19 protein-coding genes and 1 other RNA gene are annotated in these 18,821 nt (G+C 59.4%); 15 read left to right on the forward strand and 5 right to left on the reverse strand.

The genetic code is table 11. The features are described 5' to 3' along the window. Positions 1–117: 117 nt before the first annotated feature. The 6 genes from ftsE to EL234_RS08325 all read left to right on the forward strand — a co-directional run bounded on the left by ftsE (position 118) and on the right by EL234_RS08325 (position 5,178). A complete protein-coding gene (gene ftsE, locus EL234_RS08300; protein ID WP_126417008.1) occupies positions 118–810 on the forward strand; it encodes a cell division ATP-binding protein FtsE in 693 nt (230 codons plus the stop codon). Continuing rightward, the gene (ftsX, locus tag EL234_RS08305) at positions 807–1,715 is read left to right on the forward strand and encodes a permease-like cell division protein FtsX (protein ID WP_126417009.1); all 909 of its coding nucleotides are present in this window, start codon (positions 807–809) and stop codon (positions 1,713–1,715) included. The genes ftsE and ftsX overlap by 4 nt, the downstream gene beginning before the upstream one ends. Positions 1,716–1,728: 13 nt before the next feature. Further along, positions 1,729–3,090 carry a M23 family metallopeptidase gene (locus tag EL234_RS08310; protein WP_241969002.1) on the forward strand — a complete coding sequence of 454 codons (1,362 nt, stop codon included), beginning with the start codon at positions 1,729–1,731 and terminating at the stop codon, positions 3,088–3,090. 73 nt (positions 3,091–3,163) lie between these two features. Next, entirely contained in the window at positions 3,164–3,697 is a 534-nt protein-coding gene (gene smpB, locus EL234_RS08315; RefSeq protein WP_126417010.1) for an SsrA-binding protein SmpB, read from the forward strand. A gap of 47 nt (positions 3,698–3,744) precedes the next feature. Further along, positions 3,745–4,509 carry an HAD-IIA family hydrolase gene (locus EL234_RS08320; protein ID WP_126417011.1) on the forward strand — a complete coding sequence of 255 codons (765 nt, stop codon included), beginning with the start codon at positions 3,745–3,747 and terminating at the stop codon, positions 4,507–4,509. A gap of 123 nt (positions 4,510–4,632) precedes the next feature. Beyond that, on the forward strand, positions 4,633–5,178 hold the full coding sequence (locus EL234_RS08325; protein WP_164712447.1) for a DUF4230 domain-containing protein: 546 nt from the start codon (positions 4,633–4,635) through the stop codon (positions 5,176–5,178). A gap of 30 nt (positions 5,179–5,208) precedes the next feature. Here the strand turns inward: EL234_RS08325 and EL234_RS08330 are convergent, their stop codons facing one another. Next, positions 5,209–6,258, reverse strand: coding sequence for a S66 family peptidase (locus EL234_RS08330; protein WP_126417013.1), 1,050 nt, complete (start codon positions 6,256–6,258; stop codon positions 5,209–5,211). A 146-nt stretch (positions 6,259–6,404) separates the two neighbouring features. On the opposite strand from EL234_RS08330, the gene ssrA reads away from it, so the two are divergent. From ssrA to EL234_RS09370, 4 genes are all read left to right on the forward strand, one after another. Further along, positions 6,405–6,781, forward strand: a transfer-messenger RNA (tmRNA) gene (ssrA, locus tag EL234_RS08335). 388 nt (positions 6,782–7,169) lie between these two features. Next, the gene (locus tag EL234_RS08340; RefSeq protein WP_126417014.1) at positions 7,170–7,454 is read left to right on the forward strand and encodes a GlsB/YeaQ/YmgE family stress response membrane protein; all 285 of its coding nucleotides are present in this window, start codon (positions 7,170–7,172) and stop codon (positions 7,452–7,454) included. 287 nt (positions 7,455–7,741) lie between these two features. Then, positions 7,742–7,912, forward strand: a complete 171-nt coding sequence (locus EL234_RS09365; protein ID WP_164712449.1) for a hypothetical protein — start codon at positions 7,742–7,744, stop codon at positions 7,910–7,912. A gap of 176 nt (positions 7,913–8,088) precedes the next feature. Then, on the forward strand, positions 8,089–8,250 hold the full coding sequence (locus tag EL234_RS09370; protein WP_164712451.1) for a hypothetical protein: 162 nt from the start codon (positions 8,089–8,091) through the stop codon (positions 8,248–8,250). Here the strand turns inward: EL234_RS09370 and EL234_RS08345 are convergent. Continuing rightward, complete coding sequence (locus EL234_RS08345; RefSeq protein WP_126417015.1) at positions 8,247–8,534, reverse strand: hypothetical protein; 288 nt, start codon at positions 8,532–8,534, stop codon at positions 8,247–8,249. The genes EL234_RS09370 and EL234_RS08345 overlap by 4 nt on opposite strands. Positions 8,535–8,749: 215 nt before the next feature. Here EL234_RS08345 and EL234_RS08350 point away from each other — a divergent pair, with 215 nt between their 5' ends. The 5 genes from EL234_RS08350 (at position 8,750) to EL234_RS08370 (ending at position 14,039) form a co-directional block, all read left to right on the forward strand. Beyond that, positions 8,750–9,199 carry a helix-turn-helix domain-containing protein gene (locus EL234_RS08350; protein WP_206750437.1) on the forward strand — a complete coding sequence of 150 codons (450 nt, stop codon included), beginning with the start codon at positions 8,750–8,752 and terminating at the stop codon, positions 9,197–9,199. A gap of 9 nt (positions 9,200–9,208) precedes the next feature. Then, positions 9,209–9,730, forward strand: a complete 522-nt coding sequence (locus tag EL234_RS08355; protein WP_126417017.1) for a hypothetical protein — start codon at positions 9,209–9,211, stop codon at positions 9,728–9,730. Between the two features lie 78 nt (positions 9,731–9,808). Continuing rightward, the gene (locus EL234_RS09505) at positions 9,809–10,129 is read left to right on the forward strand and encodes a helix-turn-helix domain-containing protein (RefSeq protein ID WP_126417018.1); all 321 of its coding nucleotides are present in this window, start codon (positions 9,809–9,811) and stop codon (positions 10,127–10,129) included. 421 nt (positions 10,130–10,550) lie between these two features. After that, entirely contained in the window at positions 10,551–12,302 is a 1,752-nt protein-coding gene (locus tag EL234_RS08365) for an ABC transporter ATP-binding protein (protein ID WP_126417019.1), read from the forward strand. Then, positions 12,303–14,039, forward strand: a complete 1,737-nt coding sequence (locus tag EL234_RS08370; protein WP_126417020.1) for an ABC transporter ATP-binding protein — start codon at positions 12,303–12,305, stop codon at positions 14,037–14,039. 4 nt (positions 14,040–14,043) lie between these two features. Here the strand turns inward: EL234_RS08370 and EL234_RS08375 are convergent, their stop codons facing one another. From EL234_RS08375 to lysX, 3 genes are read right to left on the reverse strand one after another with little or no spacing between them, the layout of a single operon-like run. Further along, positions 14,044–14,841, reverse strand: a complete 798-nt coding sequence (locus EL234_RS08375) for an alpha/beta fold hydrolase (protein ID WP_126417021.1) — start codon at positions 14,839–14,841, stop codon at positions 14,044–14,046. Continuing rightward, positions 14,838–15,536 carry a DUF998 domain-containing protein gene (locus EL234_RS08380; RefSeq protein WP_164712453.1) on the reverse strand — a complete coding sequence of 233 codons (699 nt, stop codon included), beginning with the start codon at positions 15,534–15,536 and terminating at the stop codon, positions 14,838–14,840. The genes EL234_RS08375 and EL234_RS08380 overlap by 4 nt, the downstream gene beginning before the upstream one ends. An 11-nt stretch (positions 15,537–15,547) precedes the next feature. Further along, complete coding sequence (gene lysX, locus EL234_RS08385; RefSeq protein WP_126417023.1) at positions 15,548–18,796, reverse strand: bifunctional lysylphosphatidylglycerol synthetase/lysine--tRNA ligase LysX; 3,249 nt, start codon at positions 18,794–18,796, stop codon at positions 15,548–15,550. Between the last annotated feature and the right edge of the window lie 25 nt (positions 18,797–18,821).

Raw genomic sequence — 18,821 nt, forward strand, 5'->3', positions numbered from 1 at the left:
TGCCCGACCAGCTTGGCCTTCGTGATTTAGCGCCCACCTCCGGCGTGCCTATCCATAGGCGAAAAAGGCCGCGCCTATGCTATTTAAGACCATGGTTACAACGATTGTGCGCAATTTATGATCACGTTTGAAGATGTTTCGAAAGTTTATCAGCGCGGTGCTAAGCCCGCGCTTGATGGAGTCACCTTGGAAATCAAACGGGGAGAGTTCGTCTTCCTTGTTGGTGCCTCCGGGTCTGGCAAGTCCACAATGTTGGCGCTGATCCTTGCCGAGGAGCGGCCCACCGAAGGAAAAGTTCACGTGCTGGGCAAAGACCTGTCCGGTGTGTCTTCTCGCCGTGTGCCTTACCTGCGCCGGCAGATCGGCACGGTGTTCCAGGACTTCCGGCTACTGTCCGATAAGAACGTGTTCGACAACGTTGCGCTTGCCATGCAAGTCATTGGCAAGCCTCGGCATGCGATCCTCAAAGAAGTCCCGCAGGTGCTTGAACTCGTTGGTTTGGACGGCAAGGAAAAGCGGCAGATGCACGAACTGTCGGGTGGCGAAAAGCAGCGGGTGGCGATCGCACGTGCGATGGTGAACCGGCCCGAGTTGCTGTTGGCCGACGAGCCCACAGGAAACCTTGACCACAAGACGGCCTTGGGAATTATGCGTCTGCTTGATCGAATCAACCGGCAGGGAACCACCGTGGTCATGGCAACCCACGATCAGGAGATCGTGAACCAGCTACGTAAGCGCGTGATTGAACTGGTTGACGGCGCCGTCGTGCGAGATCAGGCTCAGGGAGTGTACGGAGGTAGCCACGCATGAGGTTACGGTTTATTTTCTCTCAGGTCTTCAAAGGGCTCAGGTCCAATTTTGCCCTGTCAGCCTCGGTCACTCTCGTCACTTTCGTTTCGCTCGTGTTCGTCGGTGCCGCCGTTCTGTTACAAACCCAGATCGATAGTGCAAAGAACGCATGGTATGACAGGGTAGAAGTCTCGGCGTTCTTGTGTGCCCCGGAGCAGAACACCCCGCAGTGTGCTGGTGGAGAGGTCACCCAAGAACAGGTCGACGATCTGCGTGCTTTCCTCGAATCTGAGGACATGGCCGAGTATGTCGACGAAGTTTATTTCGAGACCAAAGAAGAAGCCTACGAATCACTGCGTGAGTATCTTGCTGATTCAGCATGGCTGGACACGGTGGATCCGGAGCAGATGCAGTCTTCGTACCGGGTCAAGCTCGTCGATCCGTCGGAGTATGAGATCGTGCGGGAAAGCCTTGAAGGGCGCCCGGGTGTCGACGTCGTCGTTGATCAGCGAGAACAGCTCGTGCCCCTATTCAATATGCTTAACCGGTTTACGCTCATCGCAGGCGCGCTCGCCGGCGTGATGATTGTGACGGCCCTGCTACTGATCCCCGCAACGATCAGACTGTCGGCGATGTTCCGGCGGAACGAAACGGAGATCATGCGTTTCGTGGGCGCGTCAAATGGCTTTATCCAGGCTCCGTTTATTTTGGAAGGCGTGATCGCCGCGCTCGTTGGCGCGATCCTTGCTGTGGCATCTTTGTGGGCGGTGGTCGAATACTTTATTCAAGACTGGTTTGCCAGCTCGTGGCTGCGGATTATCACGAGCCAAGACGTGCTTCTGCTTGCCCCGTGGCTGATTGGCGGCGCGGTGCTCGTTGCCGGGCTCGCGTCCTATCTGGCGTTGCGCCGGTACACGAAGGTTTAGTGGGGGGACTGTGATGCGTAGATTGATCGGGGCGATCGCCGCTGTGAGTATTGCGGCCTCGGGTGTTGCGATTGCGTGGCCTGCGGTTGCTGACGAACGTTCCGACCTCGTCGACAAGCAAGAAGAGCAGAACCAGGAGATCGAACGGCTCCAGTCCGAACTCGAGGGCATCGACCTGAATTTGCAGAGCGCTTACCTGGAGCTTGAGCAGACTCGCGGGAAAATTCCCGGCGCCGAAGCCGAACTGTTAGCCGCTGAAAATGATTTGGCGGCAGCGATCCGGGAAGCTGAAGCTAATGCCGCGCTACTGGCAGCAGCACAAGGGGAACTTGAGGGGATCGTTGCCGACATCAAAGAATCCGAGGGCAACGCGCAGGCCACCCGTAAATCGCTTGGTGAATATGCGCGTGCCACGTATCGGGGCGACTTGATGCCCTCTGATCTCGAGATTATTGTGGGATCGGCGTCGGCGGAAGACTTCGCCAACGCTTATCGTGCCCAGTCGGCCATCGCGCGTTCGCAGACAATGTCGCTTACTCATTTCGAACAGCAGGCCGCCCAGTCCCGTAACCGGGAGGCACGCCAGAACGCCGTCGAAGAACAAATCGAACAGCTCAAGAAGGAATCCGACGAGCTCGTTGAGGTCCAAGAAGAAAAACGGGCGCTGGCCGACGAAAAGCGTAACGAACTGGTAGCGCTTGAACAGCAGTTGGCACAGCAATCTGATGATCTGGAAGCGAAGAAGTCGGACTACCAGAGCTCTATTACCGGGCTGGAGGAAGCCCGTGATCTCACGCAGCAAAGGATCGCTGCGATCGATGAAGAAAATCGCCGGAAAGAAGAGGAACGGCGAGCTGCGGAACAGGCGGCTCGGGAAGCGGCTGCGCGGCAGCGAAACCGGCCAGCTGCGCCAGCGCCGGCTCCGGCGGCTCCTCGTCAGTCGGGAGGTAGCTGGATCAAGCCCCCGGTGCCCGCACCGGTATACGTGACCTCTCCGTTTGGTATGCGCCACTATCCGTTTGGTGGGGTGTGGATGCATAACGGCGTCGACCTGCGGTCCCGCTGTGGTGAAGCACAGACTGCGCCTGCGGACGGCGTCGTGTCCGCCGTCGTCCCAGCTGCTGGTAACGGTACGCATGGCAACCAGATTTTCATTAATCATGGCGTGGTGAACGGAAGCTCGTGGGTGACTGTGACCAACCATCTGCAGGCATTCAACGTGTCGACGGGGCAGCGCGTGTCGCAAGGTGACGTGATTGGCTGGACGGGTGAAACCGGCATGGTGACGGCCTGCCACGTGCATTTTGAAGTCTGGCAAGACGGCCGGGTAATCGATCCGATGAGCCTGAGTTCGTTCACGCGGCGCTGGAGCTAAGCCGAAATTAGGCGTACACTTACCTGTTCGGGCGATGCCGCTAGGGGAGCAGTGCTGTTAGGAGGAGTGTCACATGCCTAAAGCGTGGAAGAAAGACGCCGGGAAGCTGACTGCTACTCAAAAAGCGAAGCAGGCTGCCGATGCGAAACAGGTGATCGCGCGTAACAAGAAGGCGCGCCACGATTACTTTATTGAGAAAACCTATGAGGCTGGCCTCGTGTTGGCTGGTACCGAGGTGAAGGCCTTGCGGGCCGGGCGTGCGTCGCTCAATGAGGCGTGGATCGAGATTGACCGGCGTGGCGAAGGCTGGCTGATTGGGGCTAATATCCCGGTCTATTCCACAGGCGGGTGGACGAATCACGCGCCCACACAGAAGCGCAAGCTGCTGCTGCATCGCGACGAGCTTGCCGAGCTCGCCCAGCGGTCGAAGGAAAAGGGCTACACGATTGTGCCGCTTGAGCTGTACTTTATTCGCGGCAGGGCCAAGGTGGAGATTGGGCTGGCGCGCGGCAAGCAGGAGTGGGACAAGCGCGAAACCCTTCGGCGTAAGCAGGACATGCGTGAAGCTGAGCGTGCCATGGCTGAAGCTCGCCGGCGGCAACGCTAACGTGTTAATTTCGCGCGCTGGCAGCCAAGGTGTGGTTTGATGGAACCATGAGTAAAGCTTGGCTGATTGACATGGACGGCGTGCTGGTTCACGAGGGCATTGCTCTCGACGGAGCGAAGGAGTTCCTCGGCAAACTCGAGGAAAAGGGTCTGCCGCACCTGATCTTGACGAACAATTCGATTTTCACCACGCGTGATCTGTCAGCGAGGTTGGCGACGTCGGGGCTCGAGGTTCCGCCGGAGCGTATTTGGACGTCCGCGCTGGCTACCGCACGGTTCTTGGCGAACCAAACAGACAACAAGCGGGCCTACGTCGTCGGCGAAGCTGGGCTGACCACGGCGCTGTACGAAGAAGGCTTTATTATGACGGCCGATTCGCCAGAGTTTGTGGTGCTCGGCGAGACGCGCACGTACTCTTTCGAGTCGATCACGAAGGCGATTAGGCTGATCCAGAGCGGTGCGCGGTTTATCGCGACTAACCCGGACGCCACGGGGCCCTCCGCCGAGGGTGACATTCCGGCTACCGGTGCGGTGGCTGCGATGATCGAGACGGCCACGGGCAAGCGGCCGTTCTTTGTGGGCAAGCCGAATCCGATCATGCTGCGCAACGGCCTGAACAAGATCAACGCGCACTCAGAGCACACGGCGATTGTGGGCGACCGCATGGATACGGACATTCAGGCTGGTGTGGAGACTGGTTTGACCACGCACCTCGTGCTCACCGGTTCCACGAAGAAGGAAGACATTTCGCTGTATCCGTACCGGCCGGACTTCGTTCACAATTCGATTGCGAACGTGATCGAGCACGTGTAATTTATTCACTATGAGTGAAGAAACTAAGTCGCGCAGCTTGCGCAAAAGGATCCGTAGTCTTCGTCGTGGCACGCTTGTTGCCATCATAGCCATTGTCGGGGGGGGTTAATCGCCGCTGGGGCATTGGCCTTACGAGGTAACTCTGATCCCGAGATTAATTCAACGACGATTCTCAACTCTTTCGAAGACGTTGCCGAGCTGGCAACGCAAGAATATTCATTTTCCGGAGTCGGCCAGTACTCTGATAAGGGGCTCAATGTTTTCGGTTGGGGAGTGCCCCTCACCGGCAAATCATTCCTCATCACCTATCGCGGCGAAGTATCCGCAGGCATCAACTTTGAAAATATTGACGTCCAGGTTAATCACGCAAATTCAACAATCACGGTCATCGCCGAGGAACCGCACGTGCTCGACGCCAAGATCGACCCGAACTCCGTTGAACAATACGACCAGTCTTTCAATCCAATCAACCAAATCTCCGTCAATGATGTGACGACCTTTCTCACTGAAGTAACCGATCGTCACCGCAAGGAAGCAATTGACGGAGGGCTGCTAGAACGCGCGAAGACTCAAGCGGAATTGCTTCTTCAAAGCCAGGTTTTGGGAACCATTCAAGGCACCAACGTGGCTGAGTACACGATTGAGTTTCAGTGGAAGGAAGCTTCCTAATCCAAGGTGATGCTTGGTAGTACTGAATTCCTAAGCCTGTGGATAGTGAGCGATAATCTCGGCGTTGATCGGGTCTAGCGTGATCTCACCGCCGTAGGGGAGCACTAGCTGGGGGCGCGTGTGTCCGAAGGGCGCGTTTAGCACCACGAGCAGATCGGTGCGGTACCTGGAGATGTTCGCCAGAAGGTATTCGGTGTAAGCGTCGTGACGCGCCGCCAACACGTGATCTGGGGCCGGCGCGTCACGGTCTTGCACGATCGGGCGAGCGAACATGAGGCCGTTTGCCACATCTAGGTATCCGCGTTCACCAAGTGCGCGGATCCACCGGCCCACGTAGTCGGGTGGTGGCAGTAGCTCCGAGGTTTCGAAGATGAGGATTGCTCCGTCGAGGTCGTCGACGGTGGGAAGCCGGCCGGCTAACGCTAGCTGGTCGATCACTTCGAGGCACCCGCCCCACGTGTGCCCGCGAACGACCTGGTCACTGCCCAGGAACTCGACGGGGAAAGCCGGGCCGCGTTCGACGTCGTCGGTAAGCGAGCGCGGATCAGACCAGTCGAAACTGAAATCCTCCGAATCCGAGGTGGCTGGAAGTATCGTGTCGCCGCCGCCGAACAGAGCTGCGCGCAACGTGAGCAGGTGTTCGGCGTCCACTCGCGTGCCGGGGCCGAAATGAATCTGGGTGGACCCGCCGTGATAGGCGCCCACCCCGTTGCGCCACAGCCAGTTGAGAATGTTCGTGTTGTCAGAAAAGCCGAAGAACGGCTTCGGATCGGCTTGGGGGAGACGTGGATCGAGATGCGGGGTGAGCCGGATTTGGTCGTCGCCGCCGATAGTTGTGAAGATCGCGCGGATCGTGGGGTCGGCGAAGGCGGCGTTGACGTCCGCGGCACGTTCTTCGGGGGAAGCTGAAAGCTTGCGTGTGGTCGGATATTCGACGATGGTGATACCGAGGTGGCGTTCCACGCGCTCCATCGCCTGCTCGTGTAGCTGGGGGAAGAAACCGGGGGCTGCCCATGCAGGTGAGAGGATCGCGACCTTATCGCCGGGCTGAGCAGGGATGGGCTGAAGTATCGTCGTCATGCGGATAACCTACCAGCCGCGGGGCAGTTGGCTTTATAACGGCGCGGGGCAGAATGTGAGGTGAACCGGCGGGAATAGACGTGGGCACGGCGTCGTTGTATAGTGTGAACACGCCTTCATGGCGACGTTGTTTCACAACAAAATATGGGGATGATCGGTTTCGACGGCGATGACTGCCGAAGGGAAGCGGGTAGAGGATGCAAAGTCATCTCTTAAACGATCTTTGCAAACTATAACTGCCAACAAGCAGAAGTCTGACTTCGCCCTCGCTGCCTAAGCGCGAGCGCACTTAAAGAAGTCCGTCACACTAGCGTCGCTTTCACGCTAGATTCGTGGCGTCGTTTTTGAAAGCCACTGGATCACATTCGGGTTACCGGGATGTGATCGACTTTAGGTAACTATGTTTGTCAGCAACTCGTCTGCGTGAGTGCTGGAGCTGAAAACAACGTGCAGCAGACTGCACCCGGAGAAGTCTTGGGTTTTGCATCGTCGGACGGGAGTTCAATTCTCCCCATCTCCACTAGGCGCCCCGCTGACTCGTTGAGTTAGCGGGGTTTTCGTTTGTTTGTGCGTGCACAGTCTGCCATAATCGTGCGTAGGTGGGTTGCTTTTCCATGTTTGCATCTCCCACTTGGATAAGGGCACTTTCCGACAGCCGGGAGGTGCCCACAGTATCACCCCGGCAGCCCACGGTTAGAGACCTAGGCCTGGCCCTTAATCAACCCAAAATCTACTCGACAGCGCCACTTTAGTAATGTCGCAACTGCCTGCCATCCTGCGCGTTTGCGCTACTGCAGCGACAAGGTGCGGACGGCCGCGGGTGGAACAGGATCCCTATTTTTAAGGTTGAAAGGGTAGACTCGGGTTCGTGGCGCGAAAAGAGCGGCGCTACAACATTAGGAGAGATTCACATGGGACTTCTCTGGGCCATTATTTCCTGGATCATCATCGGTGCAATCGTTGGCCTTATTGCCCGAGCTATCATGCCTGGTAGTCAGCCTATGAGCTTTCTGCACACCGCTGTCCTCGGCGTCATCGGCGCTGTCGTCGGCGGATTCATCGGGGGCCTCATCGGCGGCAAGGGAATCGAAGGTGTCATGAACGATCCATGGTCGCTCAGCACCATCGTGCTCGCTGTCATCGGTGCGATTATCGTCATGGTGCTTGCCGGCATGGCCAATCGCAACAAGAACTAGAAACTACCGGCGCTTAGCCGACAAAGCAAGCGTGTGCCACGCGCAGTGATAAGTGCGGGGCACACGCTTTTAGACTTAATGGACAAAACACAAGTGTTTGGCAGGTTATGGGTCTCGGGTTCAGCGCGCGGCAGAGCTAACTTTTGAGATTTTCCGAAACCTTGTGTATATGTGCAGCAAACCGGGGATCCTCAATCATTAGCTCCCGTTTCGTTGCTCACCGCGGCGCTACACTGTACGGGCATGTCGTCGAGCAGGCTCAAACTGTCCAGGAGCTTGTTAGTGCTATGGCGAAGCATGAGGCGATGGCTCGCTTCGCGGCGGGCCTTACCCAACTGGAAACTGAGGATGGCCGATTCTATTTGCGGTTCCTCGATCGGCCAGACCAAGACTGGGTCGAGCTCACTGACAGTGACATCGTGATCGACGAGGCTGGGAACCTTGGGCTGCGATTCTGACACGGGCTAACCCTCTCATTGCGGATAGAAAATTGAACGTGGGGTAAGTAAGTTCAGAACGCATGTGAGAGGGGGCGAGCACCTGTCCTAAAAAGTTGGCGAACTGGCCTCGTTTCCCCCTCTGCTAGAACATAACACATTACTTCCTGTAAAGGAAGACGTTTTCTGCTATATCTATGATCATCATCGCTTCAAATTCTTCACGGCCGAAAAACCGGGTTCGTCCATGGTCAACCTTCTTTCTTTCCGTGCGGGCATACAAAAATCCACCGCGTGCAGGATGGGAAAACAAAACCCCACCGTTCGGTGGGGTGAAAACCAGTAGTGCGATCGGCTAGGCGCCGGTGTTTTTCTCTCGGTGTTTGGCGATCCAGCCAAGCGTCCGCTCGGTCAACTCCGGATCCCAACCACCACGAACCTCATCCTCGGTAATATCAAGAAGCTCCTTCGGTATTTCGACACCGTCAAGCAAAGCAAACTGAAGAAAGCCATCAAGTTCCCAAGACACTTCGCCCGCAAGCTGATCACCCTCAATAGAGTCTCGATAAGTACCACCTAGCTTGGGAAGGATCTCAACACGATAACGTTCCAACAGCGGTTGGGAGCCTATACCCTGAACCATCCGTTCTCCAATCCTTCGTCATCGGCACTTTAACTCTACTAGTATGCGTGTTCAGATAAACGTAGTTTATGACCTTGTCCATCGTCCTATCAGTCAACCAGTCGGGCACGTCCATACCCTCAACCGACGGAATCGCAGCTGGGTTGCTTTTCCATATATGCATCGCCCACTTGTATTAGGGTGCTTTCCGAAGTTCGGGAAGCACCCTAATTCAAGTGGGCTACCGGCCCGCGGCTTTCAAACCTAAATGGATTGCATGGCTGCCGAAATGGGTTTACGATGATTCCATGGCGCGGAAAAAGAAGGAACTGGAGCCAATCGATAACGCGATGCGGGAGCTGCTAAAGGAAGCGGTTACTGCATCGGGTGTTACTCATACCCAGATCGGCAAGCGCGTCGGCATGTCCCAAAACCGCGTCTCTACCATTCTTCGCGGTGCGACTCCTCCAGCAAGTCTCGGCGAGCTGTACATGATAGCCGATGTCATTGGTGTGAGCGTCTCTCAACTTATCGTAGAGGCGGAGCGCGAAGTAAAGCATGCCGAGTCCGAAGGCCAATCCGTAGTAGATGACATTGCACCGCTCCTGCACTCGAGCGAATGTGGAGCGCCGTTTGTTGGAAACCAATCAGGCCAAGAGTGCGGCAAACGAACATCGCAGGGGTAGTGATCGCGCATGAAGGTTTCTCACTCGGACGACGAACTGCGCGTTGCCACGGCTGACGGTGCACCCTACGAATGGCGCCATCCAGGAGAGCAGTTCGACGGACGTATTCTGCCGCCTCGAGGTTGGCGCGATATGGCGTGTTGGATCCGCGAAGATCTTTACTCTCAAGCAGAGGACATCGGCGCCCAGCGATTCAAAGTCGTCGGCATGTTAGCTGAGGTTGACCGGCTCCTTGAACGCGCTAGCTGCGGTGAGCTCAGTCAAGAGTTTCCTGACAGCATCGTCCCTTCTGGACCTAAAGATTCAGGGCGTACCGCACTGAATCCAGACGTCATGTTCTTGCGCGTGCCTGAACCGTTCTATTTGGCGAGGCGCAGGTGTCGAGTTCGCATCTACTATGTTGAGCCAGTGGCAACTACGCTACTTGTTTCGCTCGGCGGGCTAGTTAAAGACGTCGACATCGCAAAGACAGAAGATCAAAATGCGTTCATTCGCTTGTGTGATGGTCGTAAGGTGAAATTCTTTAGTTAAATATGTCAAATTTGACATTAATATGGTTGCGGGTGTGGAATACTGACATCGAGACCATCAGAAGGGGAGAGAACTCCGATGACACAGACTCCCGCAGAGCAGCTCACGGATGAGCAGCTCTTCACACTTTTTCGCGAACAGATAGACCGCGACGACAAGCTGCTGCGCGAGCTCGTCGCACAGCGCAAGCGCCTCGGCGTCTCTCAGTCTGATCTTGCCCGCCTCATGGAGACTGACCAGGGATACCTGTCCAGGCTCGAAAGCGGATCGATTAACCCACGTGTGCGCACCCTGCGTGAGTATGCTGTAGCTCTAGGCATGGAAATCCACCACACGCTCAAACCCCATTCCCCTTCCACTGTTAGAGCTGATTCTGTAGTGGAATCCCTTGAGGATTAGACGGCGTTGGATACGGCTAGTTGGCCAGCAGTGTTTGATAGCTGCTAGTGCTCCGCGTTGGCCGTCGGTGGTTACAACCAGCGGGGTGGCGTCCCTTTTGTCCATTAGCCCTTTAGACTTAATGGACAAAACACAAGTGTTTGGCAGGTTATGGGTCTCGGGTTCAGCGCGCGGCAGAGCTAACTCTTGAGATTTTGCGAAACCTTGCGTATATGTGCAGCAAATCTGTAATCCTCAATCATTAGCTCCCGTTTCGTTGCGCACCGGCCCGGCCGGCATCCAATCCACCGCAAAACACCCGCAATACGCAGACATAGAGCGTTAGCCTGCTCTCATTTTCCGCGCGCAGCATTAGGTAAGGCTAACCTAAGTAGTGCGCCCGGATTTTTCACTGGCCGGAGCGCTAGAAAGCGATACTGATATGACGGTTAATGACCTCACTCGCCCGGCACATCCGGCGATGATTCTCTCCGCAATCATGACTGCCCTAGGTGCAATAGCCACGCTGATTCCTTTCGTGGCTTTCCAACAGCTGGCGGTCATCTATTTTGCAGACGGGCAACCGATTGCAGGTATTACTGATCCGTGGGTGTGGGTGGTGATTGCGATCGTAGCGCTCGGCCTTGGGCAAATCCTGTATCTTGGCGGACTCGGCGTCACACATGTGGCGGAGGCGAAGCTGCGCTATCGGCTGCGCACGGATGTCGTCGCGAAAATCGATTCGATGCCACTTGGTAAGGTCTCGCAGTTGCCGCATGGGCGAATTCGCAAAATGGTGTGTGATGACACGGGCGCCATCCACGAAATCGTCGCCCACCTGCCTGGGGACTTCACGAACGCGGTCGTGTCCATATTGGTCGGCGCCGGATACTTGTTCTTTGTGGACTGGCGGCTCATGAGCCTGCTGCTTGGCGTGTGGATTGTGCTCACTGTGGTGGTCGGCGCTCAGATGCGCGGCTACGGCGATCTCACTGAGCGCTTCGGCGCGGCGGAAACAAACCTGTCATCTGCCACCGTAGAGATGCTCGAGGGTATTAAAGAGATCAAGAATTTCCAAGCCACCGACATCACGCGCACGAACGTCGCCACAGCACGGCAGACGTACTCGGACATTTCTTACGAGTGGGCAAGTGGTTCAGGAAAGGTGACAAGCGTGCTTGGTGCGCTGTGGCGTCCGTCCACGATTTTTGTGACGACGGCGTTAGCCGCGGCCTGGTTCGTTTCCCAAGGCTGGATGCCGCTGTCCGACACGCTGCCGTTCTTCCTCATCACGCCGGGAATCCCGGCCGGCTTTTCAACTTTTATCGGGATGACGCAGCACCTGTATGCCGCACAGATGGCCGCACAGAACACGATCAATCTGCTTACCGAAGACGACATGCCGGAAGGCAACAAGACGGACGGCACAGGCCCAGAACCTGGCAAGGTCGAATTCGAAGACGTCACGTTTTCTTACAAGGAAGGAACGCCGGTGGTCGACGACGTCTCGTTCACCGTCGAGCCTGGTACAGTGACCGCACTGGTCGGCCCATCCGGTGGTGGGAAGACGACGATCGCACGTCTCATCGCCCGTTTCTACGACGTCGACCAGGGGACCGTCCGCGTCTCGGGAGTCGACGTGCGGGAGGCTCATTCCTCGTGGTTGCTCTCGCAGGTGGCCGTCGTGTTGCAAGACGTGGCGCTCACCAACGATTCGGTAGCGGATAACATCGCGATGGCCGACCCAACAGCTACGCGGGAACAGATCGAGCAGGCAGCGAAAGCAGCGTTCATCCACGATCGGATCTGCCAGCTACCCAACGGCTACGACACGATCCTCGGGGAGGAGGGCGGCCTGCTCTCGGGCGGCGAGCGCCAGCGGATCACGCTGGCCCGCGCGTATTTGCAAGACTGCCCAATCCTGATTCTGGACGAAGCCACAGCGCAGGCTGACCCGCAGTCGGAACGGGAAATCCACCGGGCGCTCAACAGCTTGGCGCGCGGCAAGACGGTCATCATGATCGCCCACCGCCTGTGGACGATCCAAGACGCCGATCAGATCCTCGTGGTCGATTCCGGCCGAATCACCGAGCGCGGCAGACACGAGGACTTGCTGGCCGCGGGCGGAACCTACACGAAGATGTGGGACGCCCAGCAACTTGCAGCAGTCGGCGAACAAGGCGGGGAGGCATAAATGTGGAATTTAATGACGCGGGTGATTAACGCAGCCGAGCTGCGGGCCACGGTGGTGTGGTTCTCGCTATCGGCGGTGCTCCAGGGCGTGACGCTCGCCCTCATGATCCCGTTTCTACAAGCACTATTTTCCCGGTCGGAGTCAACGACCTCCTGGCTGATCGCGATCACGATCTCGGGCGTGGCCGCCGCCGTCGTTGATATGTATGCGATGATCCGTTCGTACCGGATATCCGTATACGAGGTGTGCGACACGATGATCGACCGGGTGGCCGACCACGTGCTGCGGCTTCCGCTGGGCTGGTTCACCGCGAAGCGGGAGGCGGCGGTGGCGAACGCGCTGTCGCGGCACGTTTCCGTGCTTTCGCACCTGGCCTCACTCGTGATTCCTAACATTTTGAACGCGATCATCGTCCCGTCCGTCATGGTGATCGCAACTGCATTTATCGACTGGCGGCTTGCGCTCATCATGGCTTTGGCTGCGATCCCGTTGGCGCTGATCTGGCGTTCCATGTCTGGGTCGATCACCCGGGCTAACGAGCGTTCGGACGCGACGGCGGAACAGGCCGCAGGGCGAATGATCGAGTTCGCACGGCTCCAGCCCGTGTTGCGGGCGACTGGAGTGGGAGCGGACTGGCAACCATTGCAAGACGCCCTTCGCAAAGATTCGGATGCCACGCTCGCGGGTTTGCGGGCGTCGGGCCGGCCGGCACAGGGATTTAACTGGGTGGTCATCCTGACGTTTGCTATCGCGGTCGCGGTCGGCTGGGCGCTCGTGTCTGGCGGGCAGCTCGATCCGGTGGCGTTCCTCGTCGTTGTCGCCGTCGTCGCCCGCACCCTGCTGCCGCTCACCCAGGTGGCCATGTTCCAAACGGAAGCGAACCGAACCGAAGTGGCAATGCGCGCGATTATCGAGATTCTCGACGCCGAACCGCTTCCCGAACCCGCCCCCGAACAGGCACAAGAGCCTGAATCCAGCGAGATCGAATTTAGCGGAGTGAGTTTTGCCTACGACGACGGGGCGCCAGTCCTTAACGACATCTCGTTCGTGGCACCCCAGGGTTCCGTGACGGCGTTGGTCGGCCCGTCTGGTTCGGGCAAGTCAACGGTGCTGCGCCTTGCAGCCCGCTTCTGGGATGTCGATAGCGGGAAGGTCACGATCGGCGGAAAAGACGTGCGCGACATCGGTTCGGTCAACATCATGGAGCGTGTTGCGATGGTGTTCCAAGACGTTTACCTGTTTAACGGGTCGATCCGGGAGAATCTACGGATCGCCAAGCCCGATGCTACCGACGCCGAGCTCGAGGTTGCGGCCAAACGGGCCCGGCTCAATCTGGTCATCGACGCGCTGCCCGACGGCTGGGACACCCAAGTGGGTCCTGCGGGCAAGAGCCTGTCGGGTGGCGAACGCCAGCGGGTGGCCATCGCCCGCGCGTTCCTTAAAGATGCGCCGATCCTCCTGCTCGATGAGATCACTTCGTCGCTCGACGGCGAAAACGAGTCGGCCATCGCGCAGGTGGTCTCCGAACTGGCTGAGGGGCGGACGGTGATCGTGGTGGCACACCGGCTGTCCACGATCAAGGAGGCCGCGCAGGTGATTTTCTTGGAGCCGACGCCGGAGGGCGCGCGGATCGCCCAGCGTGGCACGCCCGAGCAACTGGCGAACGAGCCTGGCGAGTTCGCCGACTTCACGCAGGCGCTGACGGAATCGCGTAGATGGCAGCTAACAGGAAACTGAGCTGCTAAAGCGTTGCAATAGCGCGGGCGACCGCATCCGGGTAGTCGAGCATGAGCAGGTGCCGGGCGTCGTCGTAGAGCTGCGCATCGTAGGACGCGGCGCCGACCCAGATCTCGGTTAAGCCGTCGAGCCGCGGGGGAGCGAGCAGCGCGCGAACGGGTATCTTGGGTAGCCCGTGGCGGGCGCGAAGTTCGACGGCGGCGTTGGCGTGCGGGCGAAAATGCAGCCACTCGAGGGCACTCCCGCGCACTGAGACCGGGTGTGCATTCTGTGGCAGTTGCTCACGAGATAGGCGGGTTGCCAGGGTGGATCCGCCGCGGATTATTCGCCCGCCCAATGCGGATAGTTTCGCGCGATGCTTGAGCTGGCCCACCCAGGCGGCTAGGCCTGCCGGTAGCGCTCGCCGTACGTTCGGCTCTACGGACGGGTCGACGAGCACGATGCCCGCCACCACTTCGGGCCGGGTGCGCGCGAGCGCCTCGGCGTGAATGGCCCCCATCGAATGGACAACGAGTACCACAGGACGGTCAAAGCTGGCGGCCAGTTCTTCAAGTATTTTCACGTGCGTATTAAGGGCACGTAGCCCCCGAACGTTCGCGTTAGATCCCAGGGGAGTGGTCAATCCGGGCCGGTCGAAGGCCAGCCACTGGCGACCAGCCAGGCGCTCGATGACGGGCTCCCATAGCTCAGACGTGAGCGCACAACCATTGACGAACACCGCCGGCGGTAGGTCGGCGTCGTCGCCTCCGCGATAGATCCGGATCGGAAACCCCGCTGCGGTACTCGCCTGCCCACGCATCATGGTGCCTCCACCCGCCGAGCGCCTGGGTGGAAACGGGCGTCAAGGCTGGAATCTGCGTCGAGGTGGAAGATTAGGTAGGCAAACCAGCCCGTCGTGGCAAGAACTTGTATTGCTTGCCAGATGCCGTGCCCGCGGCCAACCGTAAAGGCGATCGCGATCGTGGCCAGCATGGCGCCTCCAATGAGCAGCCCCACTGCTAGTACGCCACGAGACCTGTGTACCCACCACACGACGGCAACCGACACCATGATGGCCGTGCCCACGAGCGTCGAGGCCGCGGTGTGCATGAAGAACTCGGGTGCGAAGAAGTTTTCTGCCTCGCGTGCTTTGCAGGCCGCGTCGAACGTCGTCGCACAGGGCATCGGAAACACGGCGTCGACCACCGTGAACACGGCGAAGGCACCTAACGCTGCGGACAAATAACCAGCCGCTGCACCCAGCCAGCCCCGCCAGCGGCGCGCTCCCACGATTGCCAGCACGCCGACGGTGATCGCCGCTAGGCAGTCGGCGCTGCGGAAGAACCACGACGCCGGTTGATCCTTCGCCGCAAGCTCGGACAGGTAGCCGATGAACGGGGAGTGGGAGCCTGTCGCGGTCCACCACACCCACGAGTTGTAGAGCACGGCGATGAGCACCGCGAACGCGATCTTGCCCGGCGTGATCTGCACGCGCACGGGCGTGCCATTCTTCTTCATGGCCATAGAGTTTACCGCGGGCGAACCAGCGGGAATGCGAGGGTTTCCCGGATGGAGGTGTCGGTCAGCCACATGACCAGCCGGTCCAGCCCCATGCCGAGCCCGCCGGCCGGTGGCATGCCGTGTTCGAGGGCGAGCAGGAAGGCTTCGTCGAGTTCCATGGCCTCCGGGTCGCCCCCGGCCGCGGCCAGGGACTGGGCGGTCAGGCGCTCGCGCTGGATGACCGGGTCGGTCAGCTCGGAATAGGCTGTGCCAAGTTCCATGCCGAATCCCACGAGGTCCCAGCGTTCGGCGAACCGAGGTTCGGTGCGGTGTGGGCGGGTCAGCGGCGAGGTGTCGGCTGGGAAGTCGGTGTAGAACGTGGGGGCCACCGTGGTTCCCTCCACGAGGTGCTCGTATAGTTCGGTGACGAGCGTGCCCCAGTTCCACCGCGGATCGTAAGCGATCTTGAGCTGGTCGGCGAGGGCGTGCAGAGCGGCAAGCGGAGTGTCGGCATCGATGTGTTCGCCGGTCGCTCGGCTGATTGCGTCCGTGACGGAGATGACCTCCCACTCGCTGGCCAGGTCCACTTCGTGTACGACGCCGTCCACCGTTCCGCGCACGACCGACGTCCCGTTCGCCGCCAGCGCGGCCTCGCGCACGAGTGACTGGGCCACTTCACGCATGACGTTGTAGTCGGCGTGAGCCTGATAGGCCTCGAGCATCGTGAACTCGGGGTTGTGCGTGGCGTCGGCGCCCTCGTTGCGGAAGTTCCGCCCGATCTCAAACACGCGGTCCATCCCGCCCACCATGAGCCGCTTCAAATAGAGCTCCGGCGCGATCCGCAGGTAGAGGTTCATCTGGTAGGCGTTGATGAACGTGGTAAACGGGCGCGCGTTCGCCCCGCCGTGAACGGGCTGCAAGATCGGCGTTTCAACTTCGAGGTAGTTACGGCCGAGCAGCGTTTCACGAACGGCTTGGATCGCGTTCGAGCGGGCGCGCAGCTGGTCGCGCTGGCCAGGATTAACGATGAGGTCGAGGTAGCGTTGGCGCACGCGAGTCTCCGGATCCTTCAGCCCGCCGATCTTGTTCGGCAGTGGGTGGAGCGACGCCGCAACCAGCTGCCAGCGCGAGGCCAGAAGCGAGCGAGTCCCATTTCGCGAAGCGCCAATCTGCCCGCTGACTTTCACCATGTCACCAATCGACACGGTCGCAGCGAAACTATCGAGCACCGCGGCACCGGCGTCGCCCCGCTCAAAAATAACCTGCAGATCACCGCTGTGGTCGCGGATGTCCGCGAAAACGACCCCGCCGTGGTCGCGCAGACGCATGACCCGCCCGGCGATCGTCGCCGCACCGTCAGTATCCGCACACGTATCGGTGACCGGCTCGCCCACGGGATAAGGTTCGATACCGGTCTCGAGCAACCGGAGACGCTTGGCCAGGCGCTGCTCAACCATCTCGGGCCTAGCCACCGGGTCGGCCTCCGCAGGCTTGACCGTGGCTTCTTCGAGCACGTAGGCGGCCTCGTCGTCGGTAAGCGATGCCTGGTGAACATCAAACAGGCCGAACGGGGCGTTCACGAAGCCTTCGGCGGCGCCCATGGCGAACATCGTCGGGGCGAACGTGCGCGCCGATTCGAAACACACGTAACGCGGTACCCAATCCGGGCCGTACTTATCATTTGACTGGTAGAGCGATTCCAGCTGCCACCAACGCGACAGGAAAAGCAGGATCTTGCGGTATGCGCGCTTGAGCGGACCAGCGCCGATCTCCGCGCCCTTCGCAAACGCTTCACGCAACACCGCGAAGTTCAACGACAGCGAGGACACCCCGACGTCGGAACCCTTCTCCAGCAGCCCGACCACCATAAACTCGGTGACGCCGGGTGCGGCATCGGGGTGGCGGCGCATGACGTCGAGCGACGCGCCGGTTGCACCCCACGGCACAAACGACAGTAGCCCGGCCGTGCGCCCAGCCAACTCGTGATCGTCTGGGAAGCGGGCCTCCACCATAATGCACTCAGTATCTGCCGGATCGCCCAGCCGTCCGAGCGCCATCGAAAAGCCGCGCTCGTCGGCGTCGTGCAACCACTCGTCGGCAAGCTCGCTCAGGCGGTCCAGCTCGGCCTGCGGTATCGAGCCGTGCCGGCGAATATGTAGGGTGTAACCGAGCCGCTCCAAGCGGCGAACTGCGCGTTCGACGTCGTGATGCTCATTGCGGCGGAACGTCTGCGAATGCAACACCGCCTCGTCACCGAGCGTGAGAACCTTAAGCCCGGCGGCTTGGTATGCGCTCGCGGCGGCCTTCGACGCCGAGATGACGGCGGGGCTCCACCCGTAGGAGTGCGCCATCTCGATGAACTCCGAAATGGCTTTCGGCCAGTGCTTTTCGTGACCGATCGGATCGCCCGATGCGAGGCAGACGCCGGCCACGACGCGGTAGGTGATCGCGCAGTCATCGGAGAAGAACACTGACTTGTCGCGCCGGGTGGAAAAGTAGGCGAGCGAATCCGTGCTGCAGCAGGCGAGCAGGCGGCGGACCTCGCGCTCCTCGTCGAGGGTCATGAGCGCCTGTTTCCGCTGGCTCATCATGAGCGTTGCGACTGCGCCGATGACGGACAGGGCGAGCATAAACGAGATGACCGACCATAGCCAGTGGTTGCCCAACAGCGGGCGGCCTGACACGATGAACTCGCGGATAACGTTCCCGTAGCGCTCGGGAGTGTGGAAAACCAGCCTGTGTAAAATTCCGCCGAGTGCGAGGCTGACCGCGAACCCGCCGGCGAGCACGAGAAGCGCGCGCACGAAATTTCCTGGGCGCACCTTCACCTGATACTCAGCGCGGTAGACCACGAGCGCCACAAGTAGGGCGCCCACTACAACCATGTTCGACACGAGGGAAGCAAGAACCGTGCCGTTCACGGTAGGCTCGGCAAGCGTGCCCACGAGCGCCAACGCCACAATGATTTCCATGAGCACACCCGTGATGACCAAGAATAGCCATGCGGCGCGCTTGCGGCGTGCGAGAGCCCAGCCGAGGATCAAATAAATACTCGCACTCACGTAGCCCACGAACGGTAACGGCAGCAGCCACACGTAAATCGTGAGCGCAATGTTTCCGATCAGACTATCGGTGTTAATAAAGCCGAGCAGGAAACTGATCGCAGCCAGCACATAAAAGACGCGCGGTAGCCAGCGGACGAACGTACGTGCGCCGGGGCGACGGCGTCGGCGCGGGGCAGTGCTAACAGGTGCTTTCGTAGTAACAGCGTGATTCACAGGCTCAATTTTAAGCGCGGCGAAC

The organism is Trueperella bialowiezensis (genome assembly GCF_900637955.1).
Lineage (GTDB): Bacteria > Actinomycetota > Actinomycetes > Actinomycetales > Actinomycetaceae > Trueperella > Trueperella bialowiezensis.

Coding starts and splice junctions, on each gene's coding strand:
- EL234_RS08310 (WP_241969002.1), top strand. CDS start 1,729: ATGCGTAGATTGATCGGGGCGATCGCCGCTGTGAGTATTGCGGCCTCG.
- ftsE (WP_126417008.1), top strand. CDS start 118: ATGATCACGTTTGAAGATGTTTCGAAAGTTTATCAGCGCGGTGCTAAG.
- EL234_RS08345 (WP_126417015.1), bottom strand. CDS start 8,534: ATGGTTCAGGGTATAGGCTCCCAACCGCTGTTGGAACGTTATCGTGTT.
- ftsX (WP_126417009.1), top strand. CDS start 807: ATGAGGTTACGGTTTATTTTCTCTCAGGTCTTCAAAGGGCTCAGGTCC.
- EL234_RS08355 (WP_126417017.1), top strand. CDS start 9,209: ATGAAGGTTTCTCACTCGGACGACGAACTGCGCGTTGCCACGGCTGAC.
- smpB (WP_126417010.1), top strand. CDS start 3,164: ATGCCTAAAGCGTGGAAGAAAGACGCCGGGAAGCTGACTGCTACTCAA.
- EL234_RS08365 (WP_126417019.1), top strand. CDS start 10,551: ATGACGGTTAATGACCTCACTCGCCCGGCACATCCGGCGATGATTCTC.
- EL234_RS08375 (WP_126417021.1), bottom strand. CDS start 14,841: ATGATGCGTGGGCAGGCGAGTACCGCAGCGGGGTTTCCGATCCGGATC.
- EL234_RS08370 (WP_126417020.1), top strand. CDS start 12,303: ATGTGGAATTTAATGACGCGGGTGATTAACGCAGCCGAGCTGCGGGCC.
- EL234_RS08320 (WP_126417011.1), top strand. CDS start 3,745: ATGAGTAAAGCTTGGCTGATTGACATGGACGGCGTGCTGGTTCACGAG.
- EL234_RS09370 (WP_164712451.1), top strand. CDS start 8,089: ATGATCATCATCGCTTCAAATTCTTCACGGCCGAAAAACCGGGTTCGT.
- EL234_RS08330 (WP_126417013.1), bottom strand. CDS start 6,258: ATGACGACGATACTTCAGCCCATCCCTGCTCAGCCCGGCGATAAGGTC.
- EL234_RS09365 (WP_164712449.1), top strand. CDS start 7,742: ATGGCGAAGCATGAGGCGATGGCTCGCTTCGCGGCGGGCCTTACCCAA.
- EL234_RS08380 (WP_164712453.1), bottom strand. CDS start 15,536: ATGAAGAAGAATGGCACGCCCGTGCGCGTGCAGATCACGCCGGGCAAG.
- EL234_RS08340 (WP_126417014.1), top strand. CDS start 7,170: ATGGGACTTCTCTGGGCCATTATTTCCTGGATCATCATCGGTGCAATC.
- EL234_RS09505 (WP_126417018.1), top strand. CDS start 9,809: ATGACACAGACTCCCGCAGAGCAGCTCACGGATGAGCAGCTCTTCACA.